At 59.6% G+C, this 18,546-nt stretch carries 18 protein-coding genes; 8 read left to right on the top strand and 10 right to left on the bottom strand.

Annotated features, from left to right (window positions below; translation table 11 throughout):
- Window positions 1–96 precede the first annotated feature (96 nt).
- The 6 genes from MHM84_RS07240 to MHM84_RS07215 all read left to right on the top strand — a co-directional run bounded on the left by MHM84_RS07240 (window position 97) and on the right by MHM84_RS07215 (window position 4,513).
- Window positions 97–924 (top strand): transporter substrate-binding domain-containing protein, encoded by an 828-nt coding sequence (locus tag MHM84_RS07240; RefSeq protein ID WP_239264266.1) that lies wholly within the window; start codon window positions 97–99, stop codon window positions 922–924.
- A gap of 1 nt (window position 925) precedes the next feature.
- Window positions 926–1,603, top strand: a complete 678-nt coding sequence (locus tag MHM84_RS07235; protein WP_239264264.1) for an amino acid ABC transporter permease — start codon at window positions 926–928, stop codon at window positions 1,601–1,603.
- Window positions 1,600–2,256 (top strand): amino acid ABC transporter permease, encoded by a 657-nt coding sequence (locus tag MHM84_RS07230; RefSeq protein WP_239264262.1) that lies wholly within the window; start codon window positions 1,600–1,602, stop codon window positions 2,254–2,256. Before MHM84_RS07235 ends, MHM84_RS07230 begins: the two co-directional genes overlap by 4 nt.
- Window positions 2,237–2,965, top strand: a complete 729-nt coding sequence (locus MHM84_RS07225; protein WP_239264260.1) for an amino acid ABC transporter ATP-binding protein — start codon at window positions 2,237–2,239, stop codon at window positions 2,963–2,965. Before MHM84_RS07230 ends, MHM84_RS07225 begins: the two co-directional genes overlap by 20 nt.
- 203 nt (window positions 2,966–3,168) lie before the next feature.
- Window positions 3,169–4,014, top strand: a complete 846-nt coding sequence (locus MHM84_RS07220; RefSeq protein ID WP_239264257.1) for a bifunctional allantoicase/(S)-ureidoglycine aminohydrolase — start codon at window positions 3,169–3,171, stop codon at window positions 4,012–4,014.
- Window positions 4,015–4,024: 10 nt separating this feature from the next.
- Window positions 4,025–4,513, top strand: coding sequence for an ureidoglycolate lyase (locus MHM84_RS07215; RefSeq protein ID WP_239264254.1), 489 nt, complete (start codon window positions 4,025–4,027; stop codon window positions 4,511–4,513).
- 56 nt (window positions 4,514–4,569) lie between these two features.
- On the opposite strand, the gene MHM84_RS07210 is transcribed toward MHM84_RS07215, so the two are convergent.
- The 6 genes from MHM84_RS07210 to MHM84_RS21575 all read right to left on the bottom strand — a co-directional run bounded on the left by MHM84_RS07210 (window position 4,570) and on the right by MHM84_RS21575 (window position 10,473).
- Window positions 4,570–5,391, bottom strand: coding sequence for a PRC-barrel domain-containing protein (locus tag MHM84_RS07210; RefSeq protein ID WP_239264251.1), 822 nt, complete (start codon window positions 5,389–5,391; stop codon window positions 4,570–4,572).
- A gap of 93 nt (window positions 5,392–5,484) precedes the next feature.
- Window positions 5,485–5,814 (bottom strand): hypothetical protein, encoded by a 330-nt coding sequence (locus tag MHM84_RS07205; protein WP_239264248.1) that lies wholly within the window; start codon window positions 5,812–5,814, stop codon window positions 5,485–5,487.
- Window positions 5,815–6,063: 249 nt separating this feature from the next.
- Window positions 6,064–7,557 (bottom strand): sodium:solute symporter family protein, encoded by a 1,494-nt coding sequence (locus MHM84_RS07200; RefSeq protein ID WP_239264245.1) that lies wholly within the window; start codon window positions 7,555–7,557, stop codon window positions 6,064–6,066.
- Window positions 7,558–7,733: 176 nt separating this feature from the next.
- Window positions 7,734–8,126 (bottom strand): RidA family protein, encoded by a 393-nt coding sequence (locus tag MHM84_RS07195; protein ID WP_239264242.1) that lies wholly within the window; start codon window positions 8,124–8,126, stop codon window positions 7,734–7,736.
- Window positions 8,123–9,607, bottom strand: a complete 1,485-nt coding sequence (locus MHM84_RS07190) for a D-aminoacylase (protein ID WP_239264239.1) — start codon at window positions 9,605–9,607, stop codon at window positions 8,123–8,125. Before MHM84_RS07190 ends, MHM84_RS07195 begins: the two co-directional genes overlap by 4 nt.
- A 2-nt stretch (window positions 9,608–9,609) precedes the next feature.
- Window positions 9,610–10,473 carry a MurR/RpiR family transcriptional regulator gene (locus MHM84_RS21575; protein WP_239264237.1) on the bottom strand — a complete coding sequence of 288 codons (864 nt, stop codon included), beginning with the start codon at window positions 10,471–10,473 and terminating at the stop codon, window positions 9,610–9,612.
- Window positions 10,474–10,637: 164 nt separating this feature from the next.
- Here MHM84_RS21575 and MHM84_RS07180 point away from each other — a divergent pair, with 164 nt between their 5' ends.
- A complete protein-coding gene (locus tag MHM84_RS07180) occupies window positions 10,638–11,864 on the top strand; it encodes an amino acid deaminase (protein ID WP_239264235.1) in 1,227 nt (408 codons plus the stop codon).
- A gap of 25 nt (window positions 11,865–11,889) precedes the next feature.
- On the opposite strand, the gene MHM84_RS07175 is transcribed toward MHM84_RS07180, so the two are convergent.
- From MHM84_RS07175 to MHM84_RS07165, 3 genes are all read right to left on the bottom strand, one after another.
- Window positions 11,890–12,057 (bottom strand): EamA family transporter, encoded by a 168-nt coding sequence (locus MHM84_RS07175; RefSeq protein WP_343218281.1) that lies wholly within the window; start codon window positions 12,055–12,057, stop codon window positions 11,890–11,892.
- A 94-nt stretch (window positions 12,058–12,151) separates the two neighbouring features.
- Complete coding sequence (locus tag MHM84_RS07170) at window positions 12,152–14,194, bottom strand: CocE/NonD family hydrolase (protein WP_239264233.1); 2,043 nt, start codon at window positions 14,192–14,194, stop codon at window positions 12,152–12,154.
- A gap of 53 nt (window positions 14,195–14,247) precedes the next feature.
- Window positions 14,248–15,543 carry an ATP-grasp domain-containing protein gene (locus MHM84_RS07165; protein ID WP_239264230.1) on the bottom strand — a complete coding sequence of 432 codons (1,296 nt, stop codon included), beginning with the start codon at window positions 15,541–15,543 and terminating at the stop codon, window positions 14,248–14,250.
- A gap of 559 nt (window positions 15,544–16,102) precedes the next feature.
- Between MHM84_RS07165 and MHM84_RS07160 the strand changes: the two genes are divergently transcribed.
- Complete coding sequence (locus MHM84_RS07160) at window positions 16,103–16,897, top strand: Crp/Fnr family transcriptional regulator (RefSeq protein WP_239264227.1); 795 nt, start codon at window positions 16,103–16,105, stop codon at window positions 16,895–16,897.
- Window positions 16,898–17,216: 319 nt separating this feature from the next.
- Here MHM84_RS07160 and serA read toward each other — a convergent pair whose 3' ends face one another.
- Window positions 17,217–18,467 carry a phosphoglycerate dehydrogenase gene (serA, locus tag MHM84_RS07155; protein WP_239264224.1) on the bottom strand — a complete coding sequence of 417 codons (1,251 nt, stop codon included), beginning with the start codon at window positions 18,465–18,467 and terminating at the stop codon, window positions 17,217–17,219.
- Between the last annotated feature and the right edge of the window lie 79 nt (window positions 18,468–18,546).

The raw sequence follows: 18,546 nt of genomic DNA, 5'->3' as shown, positions 1-18,546 counted from the left end.
AGGATTGCTGGTTAGTGAAACGAAAGTTTCTTGTTGGCTGCATGTGGGACAGTTGTTGCAGCCATGCTAATCAACTGACTCCAAGGGAGTTCTTTCATGCACAAACCGCAGCGGATCCTCAAAACTTTCAAAGGCGCTCTGGCCTCCGGCTTGCTGGTGCTGGCTTCGATTTCCGCTATTGCCGCCAGCACATCGGCGCTGGCCAGCAGTCTTGCCGATATCGAACAACGTGGCACCCTGCGTGTCGCCGTGCCCCAGGATTTCCCCCCATTCGGTTCGGTGGGTACCGACTTGCAACCTCAGGGCTACGACATCGACATGGCCGAGTATCTGGCCGAGCAGATGGACGTAAACCTCGATTTGGTCACGGTCACCAGCGCCAATCGTATCCCGTTTCTGCAGACCGATAAGGTCGACCTGGTGATTTCGAGCCTGGGCAAGAACCCCGAGCGGGCCGCCGTAATCGATTTCTCGGAGGCCTACGCCCCTTTCTTCCTTGGTGTGTTCGGCACTGAGCAGGCGGAACAGATCGAAGAGCCGGCAGGTCTGGCTGGCAAGACGATCGGGGTGACCCGAGGCTCGGTCGAGGACATGGAACTCACCGGGCTTGCGCCTGGCGATACGACGATCAAACGTTTCGAGGACAATGCAACCACCATTTCCGCGTTTCTCTCGGGACAGGTCGATTACATTGCTACCGGCAATGTCGTTGCGGCGCAGATTGCCGAGCGCGAGAGCCAGCGTGCCCCGAAAATGGTCTTTCAGATCAAGGATTCGCCCTGCTATATCGGCTTGAGCCAAGGCAATGACGAACTCAAGGCCAAGGTCAACGCGTTGATCGAGCAGGCCAAGCAGAACGGAACGCTTGAATCGCTCTCTCAGAAGTGGTTCCACACCAGCCTGCCCGAAAGTTTCGGAAGCTGAGGTGGTGATGGAACTGGATTTTTCCACGCTCGTTCCGTATGCCGGGGAGCTGGTCCAGGGTTTCGTCACGACCGTCGTACTGACTGCAATCAGCACGCTTGCCGGCCTTGGGCTGGCAAGCCTCGTGGCGTATGTGCGTAGCGGGAAGGCCAGCCTACTGGGGCGGATGCTCGGCGGTTATGTCGAGGTGACTCGAAATACGCCCTTCATCGTCCAGTTGTTTTTCCTGTTCTTCGGGCTATCGGCGCTGGGGTTCAAGATCAGTGCATTGTTCGCAGCTTTTCTGGCAATGACCCTCAACCTGGGCGCCTACTCGGCAGAAATCCTGCGCGCAGGTATCGAGGCAACCGACCGGGGGCAGTTGGAAGCGGCTAGGGCGCTGGGCATGTCGCGGCTGCAAAGCTATCGCCATGTCGTACTGATTCCTGCGTTTGCGCGTATCTATCCGGCTCTGACCAGCCAATGCATCATCGTTATGCTGGGCTCTGCGGTGGTCTCACAGATCTCCGTATTCGACCTTACCTATGCGGCCAATTTCATCCAGTCGCGTAATTTTCGCGGTTTCGAAGTGTACCTCGTCGTCACGCTGATCTACTTGCTCCTGGCGGTCGGCATGCGTCAGGCCTTCGGATTTGTCGGGCGGCGGGCGTTCGCCTTCAGACAAGGAGGTAACGCATGATCGAGTTCACTTTGTGGGACATCGTTCGCAATCTGCTTCTGGCTGCGCGCTGGACTATTGTATTGTCATTGATCGCCTTCGCCGGCGGAGCGACGCTGGGCATGCTGTTGACCTTGCTGCGGCTGTCCAGTCTCAAGCCACTCAGGCTGCTGGCCAGTGTTTACGTCGATCTGTTTCAAGGTACGCCGCTATTGATGCAGCTTTTCCTGGCCTTTTTCGGTGCCGCGGCGCTGGGGTTCGACGTTTCGGCATGGACGGCAGCGAGCGTTGCACTGACGCTGTTCACCAGTGCCTTCCTCTGTGATATCTGGCGCGGTTGCGTCGAAGCGGTTCCCAGCGGTCAGTGGCAGGCCTCGCGCGTGCTCGGCATGAATTACATGCAGTCGATGCGCCACATCATCCTGCCGCAAGCACTGCGTCTATCGGTTCCCCCCACCGTGGGCTTTTCGGTACAAGTTATAAAAGGGACCGCGCTGGCTTCGGTGATCGGCTTTGTCGAACTGACCAAGGCCGGCACCATGCTCAATAATGCCGCGTTTGCCCCCTTCACCATTTTCGCACTGGTGGCGCTGGTCTATTTCGCGCTGTGCTATCCATTGTCCTGCTATGCGCGTCACCTGGAGAGAAAGCTCTATGGCTCTGGTATCCGTTAACGATCTGCACAAGTCTTTTGGCGATCTCGAAGTGCTCAAGGGGATCGACCTGGATGTCGAGGCTGGCGAGGTCGTTGCCATTATCGGGCGCAGCGGCTCGGGCAAGAGCACTTTCCTGCGTTGCCTGAACCAACTCGAGCGGCATGACAAAGGCACGATTCGCATCGCTGACCAGTATCTCGACGGAAAAGCGATGTCACCCGGCGAGCTGAGCAAGAACGTCGGCATGGTATTCCAAAGCTTCAACCTTTTTCCGCACAAGACGGTCGGCGAGAATGTCATGCTCGCTCCGGTAATCGTCCGGCAGGAAGACAAGGCCAAAACCGAGCGTGTGGCCCGCGAGGTGCTCGACAAGGTTGGCCTGCTCGAAAAATTCGATGCCTATCCCGCCCAGCTTTCCGGAGGGCAACAGCAGCGCGTGGCGATCGCACGCGCCCTGGCCATGAATCCCAAGGTACTGCTTTGCGACGAGGTAACGTCGGCACTGGACCCGGAACTGGTGGGCGAGGTGCTGCGTGTGTTGGAAGCCTTGGCCCGGGAAGGCATGACACTGATACTGGTAACGCATGAAATGAAGTTTGCTCAGGATGTCAGTAATCGGGTGGTGTTCATGCATCAGGGCCGTATCCACGAGCAGGGCGATCCGCAAACACTATTCAAGGATCCCAAGACGGCCGAGCTTCGACAATTCATCGCTTCCGTGCTGTAAAAGACAGATGGTGCTGGGCCGAATCCGAGAGGGCATGGGAGCGGCTTGTTCTGGATAGGCATTGTTTGTATACAATGCTAGCTGATATTGTCTTCTACGCCCCTAACCTTACTGGCTCTGATAAGACGGCAATGCGGCTAGCCAGCGCTGGCATCACGTGCTCTCGGGTACGGCAGCCCCGCTTCTGAAAGACAAGGAATAAAATGGCACAACGAACCTATTACTCCCCCAAGGGCGGCCTGCCCCCCCAGACGCAGATGCTGTCTGACCGGGCGGTTTTCACCGAAGCCTACGCGATCATTCCCAAGGGTGTGTTGCGCGACATCGTGACCAGCTACCTGCCGTTTTGGGAGGGCACTCGGTTGTGGGTATTGTCGCGACCCATGTCGGGATTCTCCGAGACGTTTTCGCAGTACATCATGGAAGTCTCGCCGGGTGGCGGCAGCGACAGGCCGGAGTTGGATAGCGGCGCCGAGGGCGTACTGTTCGTGGTGGAAGGCGAGCTAACGTTGATCCTCAGGGGCGAGCGTTATGTCATGCAGCCGGGCGGTTATGCGTTTTTGCCGCCGGGATGCGACTGGCAGGTCCGGAATGCCAGCGACCAGGTGGTGCGCTTCCATTGGATCCGCAAGGCCTATGAACATGTCGAGGGCATCGAGGTGCCGGAGGCCTTCGTTACCAACGAGAACGACATCGCGCCGACGCCGATGCCGGAGACCGACGGCGTCTGGGCCACGACTCGCTTCGTCGATCCGACGGATCTGCGTCACGACATGCACGTGACCATCGTCACCTTCCAGCCCGGCGGGGTGATTCCCTTCGACGAGACGCACGTCATGGAGCACGGCCTCTACGTGCTGGAAGGCAAGGCCGTCTATCACCTCAATCAGGACTGGGTGGAGGTCGAGGCGGGAGATTACATGTGGCTGCGCGCGTTCTGTCCGCAGGCATGTTATGCCGGTGGCCCGGGACCGTTCCGTTATCTTCTCTATAAAGACGTGAATCGCCACATGAAGCTCAATGCCTCGTCGGCTTACCGTGGACGCTGAGGAGAAACGCATGCTGGAACTCACCGCACAGCCGCTGACACCGGAGGCCTTCGCGCCGTTCGGCGATGTCATCGATACGCGTACGGCCGACTACTTTCCCATCAATGCCGGACGCACCCGCCGCTATCACGATCTGGCCAGGGTCGAGACGCTGGGAGACGAGGCACATACGCTGATCAGCATTTTCGTCAGCCAGCCGGTCGAGATGCCGCTGACGCTCGGTTTTCTCGAACGCCATCCGCAAGGCAGCCAGGCGTTCATGCCATTGCACGAGGAGCGTTTCCTGGTCGTGGTGGCGCCGCCCGGCGAGTCGATCGATCCGCAACAGGTACGCGCCTTCGTTACCGACGGCCGGCAGGGCGTGAACTACCGGGCCGGCACCTGGCATGCCATTCAGTCGGTGCTCGATCGTGAAGGAGAGTTCCTGGTCGTCGACCGTGGCGGGCTGGGGAACAATTGCGACGAGCATCCTCTGGAAGTGCGCGTGTCGCTGAGCTGAGCGTACCACGATAAAGCCCGGCGAGCGTGCCATTCACCGGGCCGTTTGGTTGCAACTCAGTTCCAGGGACCGGGATACTTCGCATAATCGAAGGCCGGCAGCTGCTTGACCTCTTCCGAGGAGTACGAAATCTGGTACGAACTGGAACCCGGGTTCCAGTCCTGCTCGTAACCATAGAAGGGGTAAGCATACGGACCTTGACCGTAGCGTTCCTCCGACGGATCGATGACCAGCGCCTGCAGGATGCCTTCCTTGGAAAACAGCGCATTGGTCACGTAACCATAACCCTCGCCATCATCGATGCTGGCGTAGTCGTTGAGCAGGTCGGTGATTTTCCAGGTACGTGGCCCGGTCATCACGTCGTCCTCTACTTGGTTTGCATGACTGAGGTCTTGACGTGTCACATACGCTTCGTCGAACAGCCCGTAGTCATCGATATTATCCTCGCTGACAGGTGCCCGTATGCCGGTATCGGTCAGTTCGATTTCCTGCCAGGGGATTGCGACATGGGTATCGCCGATATCCCAGATACCACCCACCTCGGCAATCAGCGCAACGATCCGATTATCCTGGTTGAGGATGGCATTCTCGACGCTGCCGATCTCATCGCCATTGGCTCCGAGAACATCCGCCTCGAGCAATCGGTCGGCACGCATGCCGCCACTCTGGTAAAGTTTTTGGTAATTCCACTGACCAATTGGACGGATATTACCCTGCTTGTTCTGTGCCGAGGCGCTCTGTGATTGATTTGCTTGTGAGCTATTGCCTGCTTGATTGTTAGCTTGATTATTGTTTTCCTGGGCACTTGCTGGCGATAAATAAAAACTGGAAAGAAAAGAAATAGTCAGTACAGTGGCGCTCTTCTTGAACCTTGACATGTAACTCTCCTTGAAATTTAAGTTGCCGAGTTGAACGCAAAAAAGCGAGAGATAAGATCTCCCGCTTTATCGAGCTTTGGACATGGAAGCGTATTATATGTCCCAGAAACCTTCGTCACCGGCATCGTCCTGGAAGGCGCCGTATTCGTCTTCGTCGAGATCGCCGCTGTCATCTTCGTCGTAGGTATTATAGATGCCTTCGCCATACTCTTGCTCATCGAGCATGTTATCGTCATTGGCATCCCAGCTATCGAAGGTGCTTTCGTCATCGAAGCCGGCGTCCCATTCTTCGTAATCGATGGTGCCACTACCATCGGCATCCCAATCATTGAAGCTGTTATCCTGAGCGAAAGCACCACCAGCACTTAGCAGGGAGAAAGCGACGAGAGTGCCGCCAATACCGTGAATCCAGTTGCGTTTCATGCGTACCTCCTTGATGCAGATAACGATGAGAGGCAATATCGGTTGGTCCGTAAACCGAATTACCTGCCTATTGCCAAAGGTCGATGAGTATTGCTTTGTTCAACTGACGACTTAAAGCTAGGTTGGTTTTCGAGATAAAATCAAATAAACATAATTTAATTTGGGTTTTGTTTTGTTGTGTTGAGTAAATTTCCGCCTTGACTATCACATTAGTCAAGGCGGCTATATATGTGTTGAAGTTACGTTTTTTCAGGTAAGCGAAGAGGGTCCGGGCGTCAAGACGGGCTCAACCGTGTGCTCCATTCTTTCGCGCTCCTGGTTCAGCCTGGACAAGGCCTCGGCGCTACTGACCCGGGAGGCTGGCGTGACCAGGCTCACTATCACACCACCGAGGGTGGCGACGAGCACGGCGGGAATGCTGGGGTTGCCCCAGAAAGCGCTCCAAGCGTCGGTGGCGATCACCAGAAGCGAGGTGATCGAGGCGCCGAGCAGCGTGGCTACCGCGCCCTGCCAGTTATAGCGTGGCCAGAAGCGTCCCAGGATGCCGCACACGAACATGCCGGCAAGGACGGTGGAGATCATCTTGGTGATATAACCGATGACATTGTCGGAGGTCAGGGCGAACAGCAGGGCCAGCCCGATGGTGGCGACCAGCGCCAGGCGTGAATAGAGCACGACGTTACGTGCCGAAGGCGTACGACCTGTAGCCAGCACATAGAGATCCCGGATCAGTGTCGAGACTCCGGCGAGAGCATCCGAGCTGGCACTCGACATGGTGGCGGACAATCCTGCGACGAGCAGCAGCAGGCCCAGACCCAGGGGGAGTATCTCGGTAGCCAGGAAGGGGAAGGCGAAGTTGCTGTTGTCGAGATCAGGATTGAGGGCATGCGTGGCCATGCCGATAACGGCGGGAACGATCGAGAACGCCAAGTACAACCCGCCGGTGATCAGAAACGAGCGGCGTACCGACCCCACCGACTTGCCGGAGTAGATGCGTTGGCGGAACGACGGCGTGGCCAGCACGCCAACGGCGATCACGGTGGCCAGCGAGAGTGCCGGCAGCCCACCGATTTTGTCGATGCCCAGGAAACCGGTTGCCGCAGCATCCATGCCAGCGTTCAGGCCGTCGAAGCCGCCTACCTCGATCAGTGCCAGACCCGCCATCAGGAAAAAGCCAAAAAACAGCACGATGGCCTGGATGGTATCGGTCCATACGACGGCCATGTAGCCACCGATGACGCAGTAGACGCCGAAGCCGAGCGCCACGATTACTTTAGCCAGGTTGGGGTCGATATCGGCCATCCAGGCCAGATACAGTCCGCCACCGAGGATGTGCGCGCCCAGCCAGCCGATACAGGCCAGGTAGATCAGCACGGCGACGATATTGCGCACGATGCGGTTGGCTCCAACGTAGTAGGACAGCTCCTCGCTCATGGTCATGAAGCGTAGGCGGCGTACCGGTGCGAAACATATCGCCAGCAGCAGTACACCGACGGCACCGCCGATACCATAGAGTGCGCCGGCCCAGCCGTTGCTGTAGCCGAACCCCACCGCACCCATGCTCGAGCCGGTGCCGACCATGGTGGCTACGGTGGTGCCGACGGTCAGAAACAACGGCACGCTGCGCCCGCCGAGGAGGAAATCGTCGCCTGTGCCCCGGCTATGGCGGGATACCCACCAGCCGAAACCGATCATCAACGCGATGTAGACAAAGAAGGTGCCGAGAAAGATATGACTGTTCATACAGGCCTCTTATACTTGTTGGCTCGGTCGTTGCCGCGACCGAGGCAGTGGTAGGAACGTGGTTACCGCTGTAGCGAGTGGCGTCGGGGCCTTGCCGGGCCTCGGCGCCTTTTTGTTGCCTGTGTCCTTGCCCGCAGGTTGCCGCCCTTGGGCTGTGATGGTGTCTGCGATAGCGTTTAGGCGCGATCGGCGCGATAGCACTTGACGTCGACCTCGACCTTGCAGTCGACCACCAGGTCCTGAACGCTACAGATGCGCGCCGGCGGGTGGCCGCCGAAGACCTCGGCGAAGACCTTGTTGAACGAGGCGAAGTAGCGGGCGTCGGTGAGCACGGCGGTAACGTGAACCACGTCCTCGACGCCGTATCCGGCCTCGTGCATGATCGCCAGGCAGTTGTCGAAGGCCAGCCGGGTCTGCTCGACGATGCCGCCCTCGACGACTTCACCGTCACGCATCGGTGTCTGCCCGGATACGAATAACCATCCCCCGGCCTCGGTGGCTCGGGCGAAGGGCAGTTTCTGACCACCGGTGCCAATGCCACCTTCCGTACCGTAGCGCTGAATACTCATAGGGTTGTCTCCTTTGTTTGTGGGGGTGTGGGTAGCGGTGAGAGCCGCTGATAACGGCGCAATAGCCGGCCGGCACGTTGACCGGTGGCCGCGCCCTCCCGATAGCCGATCACACCGTTGACCATCACCATGACGATGCCCTGGGCTGCGGCTATGGGGCGGGTGTAATCGGCAACATCTGCAAGGCGGGCAAGATCGAACAGGGTCAGGTCGGCATAGGCCCCTTCACGGACCACGCCACGGTCCTCCAGTCCGAACTGCGCCGCGGAAAGACCGGTCATCTTGCGAACGGCCTCGGTCAACGGCAGCAGCTGCAGGTCGCGGCTGTAGTGGGCCAGGACTCGCGGAAAGGCCCCCCACAGCCGAGGGTGAGGATGTGGGTCGTTGGGCAACCCGTCGGAGCCGATCATCGCCAGCGGATGAGCAAGTATGCGACGCATGTCCTCTTCGCTCATGTTGTGGTAGACCGCGCCGGCCGGCTGCAAACGTCGCGCGGCTTCCAGTAGGGTCACGTCCCATTTCTCGGCGATATCGCGCAGCGGGCGCTGTGCCATCTCGGGGTGTGAGTCCGACCAGGTGATGAAGATCGTTATCTCATCGGTGACCTGGCCAAGGTCCAGCGTCGATGAGCCGGCGGTATAGGGATAGCAGTCGCAATGCACACGCTGATTGCGCGCCGCGATTTCGAGCTTGTTCAGTGCTCGCGGCGCGCCTCCCCAGTTGCCGGCACCCGCGCACTTGAGATGCGAGATCACCAATGGTGCCCGGCCATGGCGAGCGGTGGCGAAGGCTTCATCCATCGCCTCGTGCAGGCCGGCGAATTCGTCACGCAGGTGCGTGGTATAGATCCCACCGGCGTCGCCCACCTCGTCAACTAGGGAGCGAATCTCGGTATCAGGCGCGTGGAAGGCGTTGCGGTAGGCAAGGCCTGTACTCAGCCCCAGGGCGCCGGCATCGAGCGACTCGCGTAGTGCCTCACGCATCCTGGCGATCTCGGTGTCGTTGGCGGGGCGGGCGAAGTCGCCCATTACCTGGCTGCGCAGGCTGGTATGACCGATCAGGGCGGCGACATTGACCGAGGGACGGGCAGCATCCACCGCGGTGGCGTAGGACTCGAACGTGGGGTAACGAAAATCCTCGGCGCGTCCCAGAAGGTTCATCGGGTCGGGCACGTCTTCTTCGAGGGTCACCGGGCTGGCGCTGATCCCGCAGTTGCCGACGACTACCGTGGTCACGCCCTGGGAGAGCTTGGGCAGCATCTCTGGCGTGCGAATGACGTTGGTGTCGTCGTGCGTATGCACATCGATAAAGCCGGGAGCCAGACACAGGCCCTCCCCGTCGATCAGTGTCGCAGCCTCGCTGCCATGCAGTTTCCCTACGGCAACGATGCGCTCACCGCAAATCGCCACGTCGGCCCGGAAGGGAGCGGCACCGGTGCCGTCGATAACGGTGGCGCCGCGGATCAGCGTGTCATAGGCCATATTCAGTCTCCCAGCGGTTGGCGGTCGCCGCCACCGCGATGCGCGTCGAGGGTGATCTTGAGCCGGCGCAGCTTGGCGCGGGAGCGATCCTGATGGCGAAGGGCCAATTCCAGCGCCAGTACGTCGATGGCTGCGAGCATGGCGTAGCGGGATGCCGAAGGGTGATAGATGAAATCGGTTTCGCGAGCAGCTACGGGCAACACCACGTCGGCAGCATTGGCCAGCGGCGAGCCGTGAGCGGTGATCGCCACCACGCGGGCATCGTACTGGCGAGCGATTAGCGCGGCATCGACCGTTTCGGGGGTGTAGCCACTCACTGATAGGGCCACGACCACGTCGTCGTGCTCCAGTGTCGAGGCGACCATGCGGGGCAACAACGACTGCGGATAGGCACTGATGGCGTAGCCTAGCCGTACCAGGCGAAACTGAAGCTCCTGAGCGAGCATGGTCGAACCGCCGCCGGCACCGAAGACGAGAATCTGGCGGGCACCATCGAGCAGTTCCACGGCGGTGGATACGTCGGCCTTGTCCATCAGCTCGCGGTTGAGTGCCAGGGTCTGGGAAGCGATGTCGTAGACGGCATGGAGACCGTCGACCTCACCGGCATCCTGGATGAAGCGCCGACCGGCAGCTAGCGAACGGGCCAGGCGCAGCTTGAGGTCACGGACATTATTGCAGCCGACGGCGCGGGCGAAGCGGGTCACGCTGGCTTCACTGACTTCGGCACGTTCGGCAATCGCATTGATGCTGGCTTCGCTAACGAAATCGATGTCGGCAAAGATCAGCTCGGCGACCTTCTTTTCGGCATCGCGCAGCCCGGCAAAATCATGGGTGATACGCGAGAGGATGTCGATGTCCTGGGTCACCACTGTCTCCTGGTCTGAGAGGCGTGGAAGCGAATGGCTTGCCTAAGAAACAGACTATGTTAATTTCTAACTTAAAATCAAATACTGTGATATTTAATATCTCAACGAGTGTCGACGACGACAGCAGCGCTGCACCTGACGTGCTGTGGAGGAGGGGATTGCAAATGCAGGAAACGAAACGAAAGGCCAACACCACGACGTTGGGGAACAAGGGTACGCCCGAGACAGCGGATTCGCTGCTGGCCGGGGTCAGCCTGCCGGCAGCAGCGATCTTCGAGGCACCTCTGGCGCATAATCTGGCGTGGATGCAGCGCTTCGCCGCGTCCCATGGGGCGTATCTCGCACCGCACGGCAAGACCACCATGACGCCGGCATTATTTCGAAGGCAGCTCGAGGCCGGCGCCTGGGGCATTACCCTGGCCACGGCGCCCCAGTGCCGAGCGGCCTTTGCCGCCGGCGTACGGCGCCTGCTGATGGCCAACCAACTGATCGGCGAAGCCAACATGGCAATCGTCGCCGGGTTGATCGATGCCGGCGCCGAAGTCTATTGCGTGGTCGATTCCATCGCCAATGTCGAAGCGCTGGGCCGGTTCTTCGCGGCACGCGGGCAGACGCTCAATGTGCTGGTCGAGCTGGGTGTGCCGGGAGGGCGCACTGGTTGTCGAACGCTCGAACAGGCTCTCGACGTGGCGCATGGCGTCGCTGCCCAGCCGACGCTGCGCCTGGCCGGTATTGAAGGCTACGAGGGTGTAGTGCACGGCACGGACCCGGTACCGGCGATTCGTGACTACGCTGCGCAATTGATCGCCTGTGCCCAGCGCCTCGACCGGGAAGGCTTGCTCGCGGTAGAGGCACCGATCGTCACCGCTTCGGGATCGGCCTGGTACGATTTGATCGCCGAGGCGTTCGATGCCGCCGACCTGCGTGAACGGTTCACGCCGGTGCTACGCCCGGGTTGCTACGTGGTGCATGACCATGGCCTGTATCGTGACGCGCAACGCGGCGTGCTCGCACGTCGCCCTGAGCTGCATGAGGGCCTGCAGCCGGCTCTGGAGGTATTCGCGCAGGTACAGTCGTTACCCGAGCCGGGACTGGCGATCGTCGCCCTGGGCAAGCGTGACATTGGCGCCGATCAGTTGCCCGAGCCGCTGCGCCGCTACCGCGAAGGCGGCAGCGTCGACCATACGCTGGACGTGGTGGGGTGGCAGGTGACCCGACTGATGGATCAGCACGCCTTCATTGCCCTGCCGGAAGGCGCCGGTGATGTCCGGGTAGGGGATATCGTGGCATTCGGGGCATCGCACCCATGCCTGACATTCGACAAGTGGCGTCGGATCTGTCTGGTCGATCGACGGCTGAACGTCACATCGGTTTTGGAAACCGCGTTCTGAGCCAAGTAAAAGGCGCCTTTACGGATTAGCGCGCAGAAGAGTTCTGCAGAATGCTCAATCCAGTGACGGCGCCCAGGATCAAGGCCATGCCCGCTACCTGCGGTAAATCGAGCGCCTCGCCCAGTACGAACAGGCCGAAGAGTGCGGCGGTAACGGGCTCCACCATGGCGACGATCGAGGCCGTGGTAGGCAGGGTATGCCACGCTTCACGCTAGCCGACGATGAGCGCAAAAAAAGCCCCCCGGAGGAGTGATGGGGGGCCAAGCTTGCTGGAGGAGCAACAAGAATCACATGTGATCTCGGGGAATGGTGCGTTCCCAATTCTCGGAGTAGACCCGATAACCGTCTTCATAGGCATCGAGTTCGGCATGCACCTCGAAGTCGGTGCGTGTGCATGTCAGCACCGTACGTGTCACGACCTCGATATCCCAGTCGTCACGCTTGAACCCACGCTCGGTATAGGTCTCGCCGCGTACCGAGGTGAAGTCGTCATCGACGAAGGAGTACCATTCACGGGTACTGCGACGAATCTCGGTACCGATCTCGTCGATGCGAAAGCCGCCTTGGTCGTTGACGACTTCCATCGTCGACTGCTTGCGGGCGAGATCGCGATGCAGCAGCCAGTTGTGTTCGCTGGGCTCCAGGCGCGTGGTCTCGACCGTCGGGGCTTCCTCGGGTTCGCCGAAAGAGCTTAGCTTGACGTCTTCGGCACGCGGCTGGCGCACCGGCAGATGCAAGGCGCTCTTGGCCGGATAGATGGTCAGTTCCACGGGTTCCGGCGGTGCCCAGGCCAGCGGCCAGTAGGAGGTCGACACCGACACGCGCAGCTGATGTCCCGGCTGGAAATGATGGGCAATGCCGTTGAGTGGCACCCTGACACGATAGCGTTTGCCCGGTTCCACGTGTTCGGGATACGCGTCGCTGTCGCGATGCGACAGATTGAGCAATCCGTAGGTGATGCGTGTGGATTTGCCGTCGGGCGCGACATCGGACAGGCGTACCGCCACCATGGCCTGGGGCTTGTCCGCGCTGAGCTCGAATTCCAGCTCGGGGCGGCCGGCAATCTCCAGCGGCTCGTCGAGTACCGGACCGCGGAACACCAGAGAACCGCCGTCTTCCTCGCGCTGGTCACCGGGCAGGTCGGGTGTGGCCGCGTAGGAACACCACTTGCCGGCGGATTGGCCGACGCTCAGTGGCGACTTCACGGTCAACGAGACTTCATCGACCGTATCGTCGAGCGGAGCATCCTCCTCGCCTTCCTGGCCTATCCGGTGCGGCCCGAGGGGATAGCGCCGCTGTTCGATGTTCGGCGATGGCCACTGTTCCTCGCCGATCCAGCGACCCGGACGGTCCTCGTAGGCGTTGTCGGGCGGCACGTAGTCCTGCTGCCAGGCACGCAGCATGGGCTCATCCATGATGCCGGTGTCCTTGCCCTTGAGCCAGTGGTCCCACCAGCGAAGAGCCTCCTGCAGGAAACCAATGGCCGGTCCGGGAATGCCCTGGTGCGGGTATTTGTGGCCCCAGGGACCGATCAGGCCGATACGCGGTACCTCGAGATGCTCGAGCAGGCGGAACACCGTATTGGTGAAGCCGTCTGCCCAGCCACCCACGGCAAATACCGGGCACTGGATCGCGTCATAGTGCTCGCAAAGCGAACTCTTGCTCCAGTACTCGCTGCGGCGTTGATGGCTCAGCCAGGCATCCAGCCACAAGCCACTGCCCTTGAGGCGCTCGAACCACATGTCACGCCAGCGATCGCCGACGATGTCGGGATCCGGCGGCAGGCTGTTGAAGGCAAACATGACGGTGGCCTCGGAGAGGTTGTCGCCGAGCAGGCAACCACCCATGTAGTGCATGTTGTCGGCGTACAGGTCGTCGCTGGAGCAGACGCTGATGATCGCCTTGAGTTCGGGGGGCCGCTTGGCCGCCACCTGCAGGCTGTTGAAGCCGCCCCAGGAGATGCCCATCATGCCGACGTTACCGTCGCACCAGGGCTGGTTGGCGATCCAGGCGATGGCATCGACGGCATCCTCCTGCTCCTGCTGGGTGTACTCGTCGACCACCGTGCCATCGGAGTCCCCGCTGCCGCGCATGTCCACCCGCACGCACACATAGCCATGGCCTGCCATGTAGGTATGATTGGTGGCATCGCGCCCGCGAGTCAGGTCACGCTTGCGATAGGGGATATATTCCATGATCGCGGGCAACGGGTTGTCCTCGGCGCCCTCCGGCAGCCAGATACGCGCGGCCAGTCGCGCCCCGTCGCGCATGGTGATGAACGTATTCTCGATGATGCGGACTTCATAGGGGTACGAAGTGACCGTTTCCATCGTTCCTCCCTTCATCAAAGTCAGTTCGGCAAACAGGTGTCAGCAAGCGCTCGTCACTCGATAGGGTCGAACTCGAAGTGCAGGGCTTCCAGGCAGGCGTGGTAACGCTCCCTGATCTCTTCGTGACTGTCAGCGCCCAGGTAGATGGTGCCGAGGTGGTAGGAGAAGCTGTCCTGGTTGGAAAGATCGCTCAAGTGCATGCCCGGCTCGACATCCAGCTTGACCTTGGTGCCGGGAAAACGCTCTCTGAGCTTCTCGAGTTCCGCCAGGCTGGGCACACGCTTGACGATGGCATCCTCGTGCGGCTGATGAATGATGCACTTGGCTGCCACAGGAAACTGACCCTGGCGATTGGGCATCGAGGGGCGCTGACCGAGCGCGATATCGATGGCCACTTCATGGTTGGACATGCCGTCGACCATGATGAACATTTCACTGTGCGACTGGGAAATGCGTGTATTGAATTCGACCAGCCATAGCTTGTCGTTTTCCTCGTCCCACATGAACTCGGCATTGAAGCAGCCATTATCATAGCCGATGTGTTCCAGAAATCGCCGGCAGGCATCGATCATCTGGCGCTGGATGCGCTCCGGCATGCCAGAGGGATACTCGAGCCTGTCGTAAGGCGCCGGACCTTCGTCCTTGGGCTGATCGAACACCCCATGAACGTTGAACTCTCCACGGTAGACTGTGCCTTCGGGAGCCCCTTGCACGCCTGAGATGATCTGCTCGGCAATGCAGGTATTGCCATTGGCCTGCTGGATCTCCGGTGGCAGCTCGGCATGCTCCAGCGCCTCGTTGAACGGGTTGCCGAAATGGCGGATATGCTTGCGGGTTTCCTCGATGGCCTCGTGGAATTGCTCGTCGTTCTCCACCTTGAAGCCAAGCTGCGAAGAAAACGCCTTGACTGGCTTGAGCCAGAAGGGGTAGTCGAGAGTGACCTGTTCCAGCGGATTGTCGACGAACGGATCGACACTGCAGAAGTCGGGCACCATCTCCGGGATGACCTTCTGCTGCTCGAGACGGCTCCAGTACTTGTGCTCGCACTTGAGCACGCTTTCCAGCGGGGGCGCCGGAATGCCGAATTCCCGGCACAGGATCGGCACCAGCACGCTGGTCGGGAAGTCCCAGTGCGCGATGATGGCGTCGACGCTACCGGTGAACTGCTTCAGTTCGTTCAGTTGCTGGCGAGCCTTGATCAGTACCTTGTTGAAGGAGAGGTTTTCCGGCTCGACGAGTGTCGGTACGTCCAGAAGCCCGTGAATCGAAAGCTCGTCGGCGTTGCGTAGGGTCTCCAGCTCGATGCGCTGCAGTTCCTCCAGCGCAGGGATGAACACATTCCTTTTCATCTATCTGCCTCCATGGCGTCCTTGGAAAAGCGCTTGGCTGACCCCTCATTTCCCTCTAGTCAACGTCTTTCACTTATTGGGCAACGTAGTCAGGTCAAGCGGCAATTGCTATGCCATGTACCTGTTTGAGCGCAAACGTTACCTTTTGGAACGCCATGAAACGTGCAGGTAACCATGATGCGAATAAGCGGTGAAGGTGCAATCACCTAACGGCAATGCAGCGTTGCAGCTCTGTTGGCTACGGGGGGTGGAAAATCTGAGAGGTGATAATTACAACTCTTGCTAAATATATGCCTGCAAAAGAGTGTGAAGCATATTTCCAGAGTGGCTGGTCAGGCAAAGAAATGTTCGGATTAACAAGTTGATTCAAATCAATTTTCCAGGTTTTTAATAAGTTATTTATATATCGGAATTAGGTTTTCATAATATTGTCATCGTTGGCTTTGTTAGACAAAGCCTTTACAATTTTATATTTTGCTTTAAACCCAATCGATACGTTTAACCCGTGCGCCTAGATGGGCGCCTGGTTAGGCCTCGGTTGCTGTAGTGGAGGCGCATCATGCCCGGACAGGAGGAGGGACTTACCCCAAGCAACGGACTGCCGTTACTGCCTGGCTCGCTGCAGGCCAATCTGTTGGATGCCATCGAGGCGCCAACGATCAGCGTAAAGAAAAAGCACCTGCTCTGGCAGGCAGACAGTGAACCTTCCATGTTGTACATGGTGCAGAGTGGATGGGCCTATACCTATCAGACTCACGATGGCGAGCCGACCAACGTGATCGATGTGTTTATCCCTGGCGACCTGATGGGCATACGCGATGCCTCCTTGCCGCGGCATACCACGACAGCGGCCATGTTGACCGAGGGAACGATCAGCGTGTTGACCAAACATCAGTTGCAGCGTCTCTTCGAGCGCTCGCCGGCCTTGGCCATGGAGATCCATTCGCATGCCATTCGGCAACAGGAAGTGCTCACCAACCGGCTGGTCAACGTGCTGGGCAATGATGCCCGCTGCCGCATCGCGCATTTTATCGTCGAAATCTACTATCGCCTCAAGGCGGTCTATCGCCATATCGGCACCGACTTCCCCTTTCCTCTGCTCCAGAAGCACATCAGTCTGGCGCTGGGTCTGACCCATGTGCATGTCAGCCGTCTGCTCAAGGAGCTGGAAGGGCAGAACGTCATTCGCAAGACCCGACGTTACCTGGAGGTTCTGGACATGGAGCGGCTGGCGGAGATGGCCAACTATCCCCTCGATACGCTACCCGGTGCCGACATGGGCAAAGCGCTGCATGTCCAGGCTTCCACTGCCCGGAAACCTGCCGACGCCTCCGGGCAGAAGACCCAAGCTTGAGGACGGGGTTGCGATTCGACGTTGTCGTCCAAAAAAGCTTCATAGTTAATCTGGTTTAAATACGTAGCGGCTTAACTATGCGAAGGTGGCTTTCGTCGAGCAGGGAAGAACGACCGGTGCATTGGCACGCGGTACACGGAAGTACCCTCGGTCGCAAGGAGGCTCGACAGGACAGGCAGTGATGCACCGTTCAGAGCCCGGCTTCGGCCGGGCTCATTTCGTGTCGTTCAAGATGATGGCCAGTCACTCGCTAGTTCCCAACAAAAACGTCGCCCCGGCAGAAACTGCCGGGGCGACGTGTCCAACCACCAGTGGGGGATCAGTCCTGGTAGTTGGTTTCCGAATAGAGCACGCGGATGCGCAGGGTGTGAGCGACTTCCTTGAGCGCTTCGAGCGCCTGCGGGCCATAGGCCTTGTCGACGTCGATGACCACGTAGCCGACCTTCTCGTTGGTCTGCAGGTACTGGGCCGAGATGTTGATGCCGTTCTCGGAGAGTACATGGTTGATCTCGGACAACACGCCGGGCACATTGTCGTGGATGTGCAGCAAGCGATGCTTGTCGGGGTGCGCGGGTAGCGCGACCTCGGGGAAGTTGACCGAGGTGATGGTGGTGCCATTGTCGGAATAAGTGATCAGCTTTTCCGAGACCTCGATGCCGATGTTCTCCTGAGCTTCCAGGGTAGAGCCACCGATATGCGGGGTCAGGATCACATTGGGCAGACCGCGCAGCGGCGAGACGAACTCTTCGTCGTTGCCCTTGGGTTCGACCGGGAAGACGTCGATGGCCGCACCTAGCAGCTTGCCGCTCTTGAGCGCTTCGGCCAACTCCTCGATCACTACCACGCTGCCACGCGAGGCGTTGATGAGAACGCCGCCCTGCTTCATCAGGGCGATCTGTTCCTTGCCGATCATCCAGCGAGTGGAAGGCAGATCCGGAACGTGCAGGCTGACCACGTCGGCACGTGCCAGCAGCTCTTCCAGGCTGCCGACCTGGCGGGCGTTGCCCATCCCCAGCTTGGTGACCACGTCGTAGTAGATCACGTCCAGGCCCAGCGATTCGGCCAGGACCGAAAGCTGTGCGCCGATGCTGCCATAGCCGATGATGCCCAGCGTCTTGCCACGCACCTCATGAGCGTTCTTGGCGCTCTTGAGCCAGCCACCGGCATGCGCGCGAGTGCTCTTTTCGGGGATGCCGCGCAACAGCATAATGGTTTCGGCGAGCACCAGTTCGGCGACCGAGCGGGTGTTGGAGTAGGGTGCGTTGAAGACGGGAATGCCGCGCACCAATGCCGCGCTCAGATCGACCTGGTTGGTGCCGATGCAGAAGCAGCCCACCGCCGTAAGCTTTTCGGCCGCGGCGAACACACGCTCGGTGAGGTGGGTGCGCGAGCGGATGCCGATGAAGTGGACGTCGCGGATCTTCTCGATCAGCGACTCCTCGTCCAGCGACGTCTGCAGGTGCTCGATGTTGGTGTAACCGGCGTTCAGTAAGTTATCCACCGCGGACTGGTGGATGCCCTCGAGCAGCAGGATCTTGATCTTGCTCTTGTCCAGGGACGTCTTGGCCATTGTCGAATCAACCCTTACGGCGGCTAGTGCCGCGCTCTCTCAGTATGGTTTTTTAGCCTGTTGGCGAGTGTGCTTCGCA

The sequence above is a fragment of the Halomonas sp. McH1-25 genome (assembly GCF_022348165.1).
Classification (GTDB): Bacteria; Pseudomonadota; Gammaproteobacteria; order Pseudomonadales; family Halomonadaceae; genus Modicisalibacter.
Note: the sequence above shows the minus strand (reverse complement) of the source record. Positions and strands in the feature narration are given on the sequence as shown.

Bases quoted from the DNA above. Each gene is read 5' to 3' on its own strand.
- MHM84_RS07240 (WP_239264266.1), top strand. From the start codon at position 97: ATGCACAAACCGCAGCGGATCCTCAAAACTTTCAAAGGCGCTCTGGCC.
- MHM84_RS07230 (WP_239264262.1), top strand. From the start codon at position 1,600: ATGATCGAGTTCACTTTGTGGGACATCGTTCGCAATCTGCTTCTGGCT.
- MHM84_RS07225 (WP_239264260.1), top strand. From the start codon at position 2,237: ATGGCTCTGGTATCCGTTAACGATCTGCACAAGTCTTTTGGCGATCTC.
- MHM84_RS07220 (WP_239264257.1), top strand. From the start codon at position 3,169: ATGGCACAACGAACCTATTACTCCCCCAAGGGCGGCCTGCCCCCCCAG.
- MHM84_RS07215 (WP_239264254.1), top strand. From the start codon at position 4,025: ATGCTGGAACTCACCGCACAGCCGCTGACACCGGAGGCCTTCGCGCCG.
- MHM84_RS07210 (WP_239264251.1), bottom strand. From the start codon at position 5,391: ATGTCAAGGTTCAAGAAGAGCGCCACTGTACTGACTATTTCTTTTCTT.
- MHM84_RS07205 (WP_239264248.1), bottom strand. From the start codon at position 5,814: ATGAAACGCAACTGGATTCACGGTATTGGCGGCACTCTCGTCGCTTTC.
- MHM84_RS07200 (WP_239264245.1), bottom strand. From the start codon at position 7,557: ATGAACAGTCATATCTTTCTCGGCACCTTCTTTGTCTACATCGCGTTG.
- MHM84_RS07195 (WP_239264242.1), bottom strand. From the start codon at position 8,126: ATGAGTATTCAGCGCTACGGTACGGAAGGTGGCATTGGCACCGGTGGT.
- MHM84_RS07190 (WP_239264239.1), bottom strand. From the start codon at position 9,607: ATGGCCTATGACACGCTGATCCGCGGCGCCACCGTTATCGACGGCACC.
- MHM84_RS07180 (WP_239264235.1), top strand. From the start codon at position 10,638: ATGCAGGAAACGAAACGAAAGGCCAACACCACGACGTTGGGGAACAAG.
- MHM84_RS07170 (WP_239264233.1), bottom strand. From the start codon at position 14,194: ATGGAAACGGTCACTTCGTACCCCTATGAAGTCCGCATCATCGAGAAT.
- MHM84_RS07165 (WP_239264230.1), bottom strand. From the start codon at position 15,543: ATGAAAAGGAATGTGTTCATCCCTGCGCTGGAGGAACTGCAGCGCATC.
- MHM84_RS07160 (WP_239264227.1), top strand. From the start codon at position 16,103: ATGCCCGGACAGGAGGAGGGACTTACCCCAAGCAACGGACTGCCGTTA.
- serA (WP_239264224.1), bottom strand. From the start codon at position 18,467: ATGGCCAAGACGTCCCTGGACAAGAGCAAGATCAAGATCCTGCTGCTC.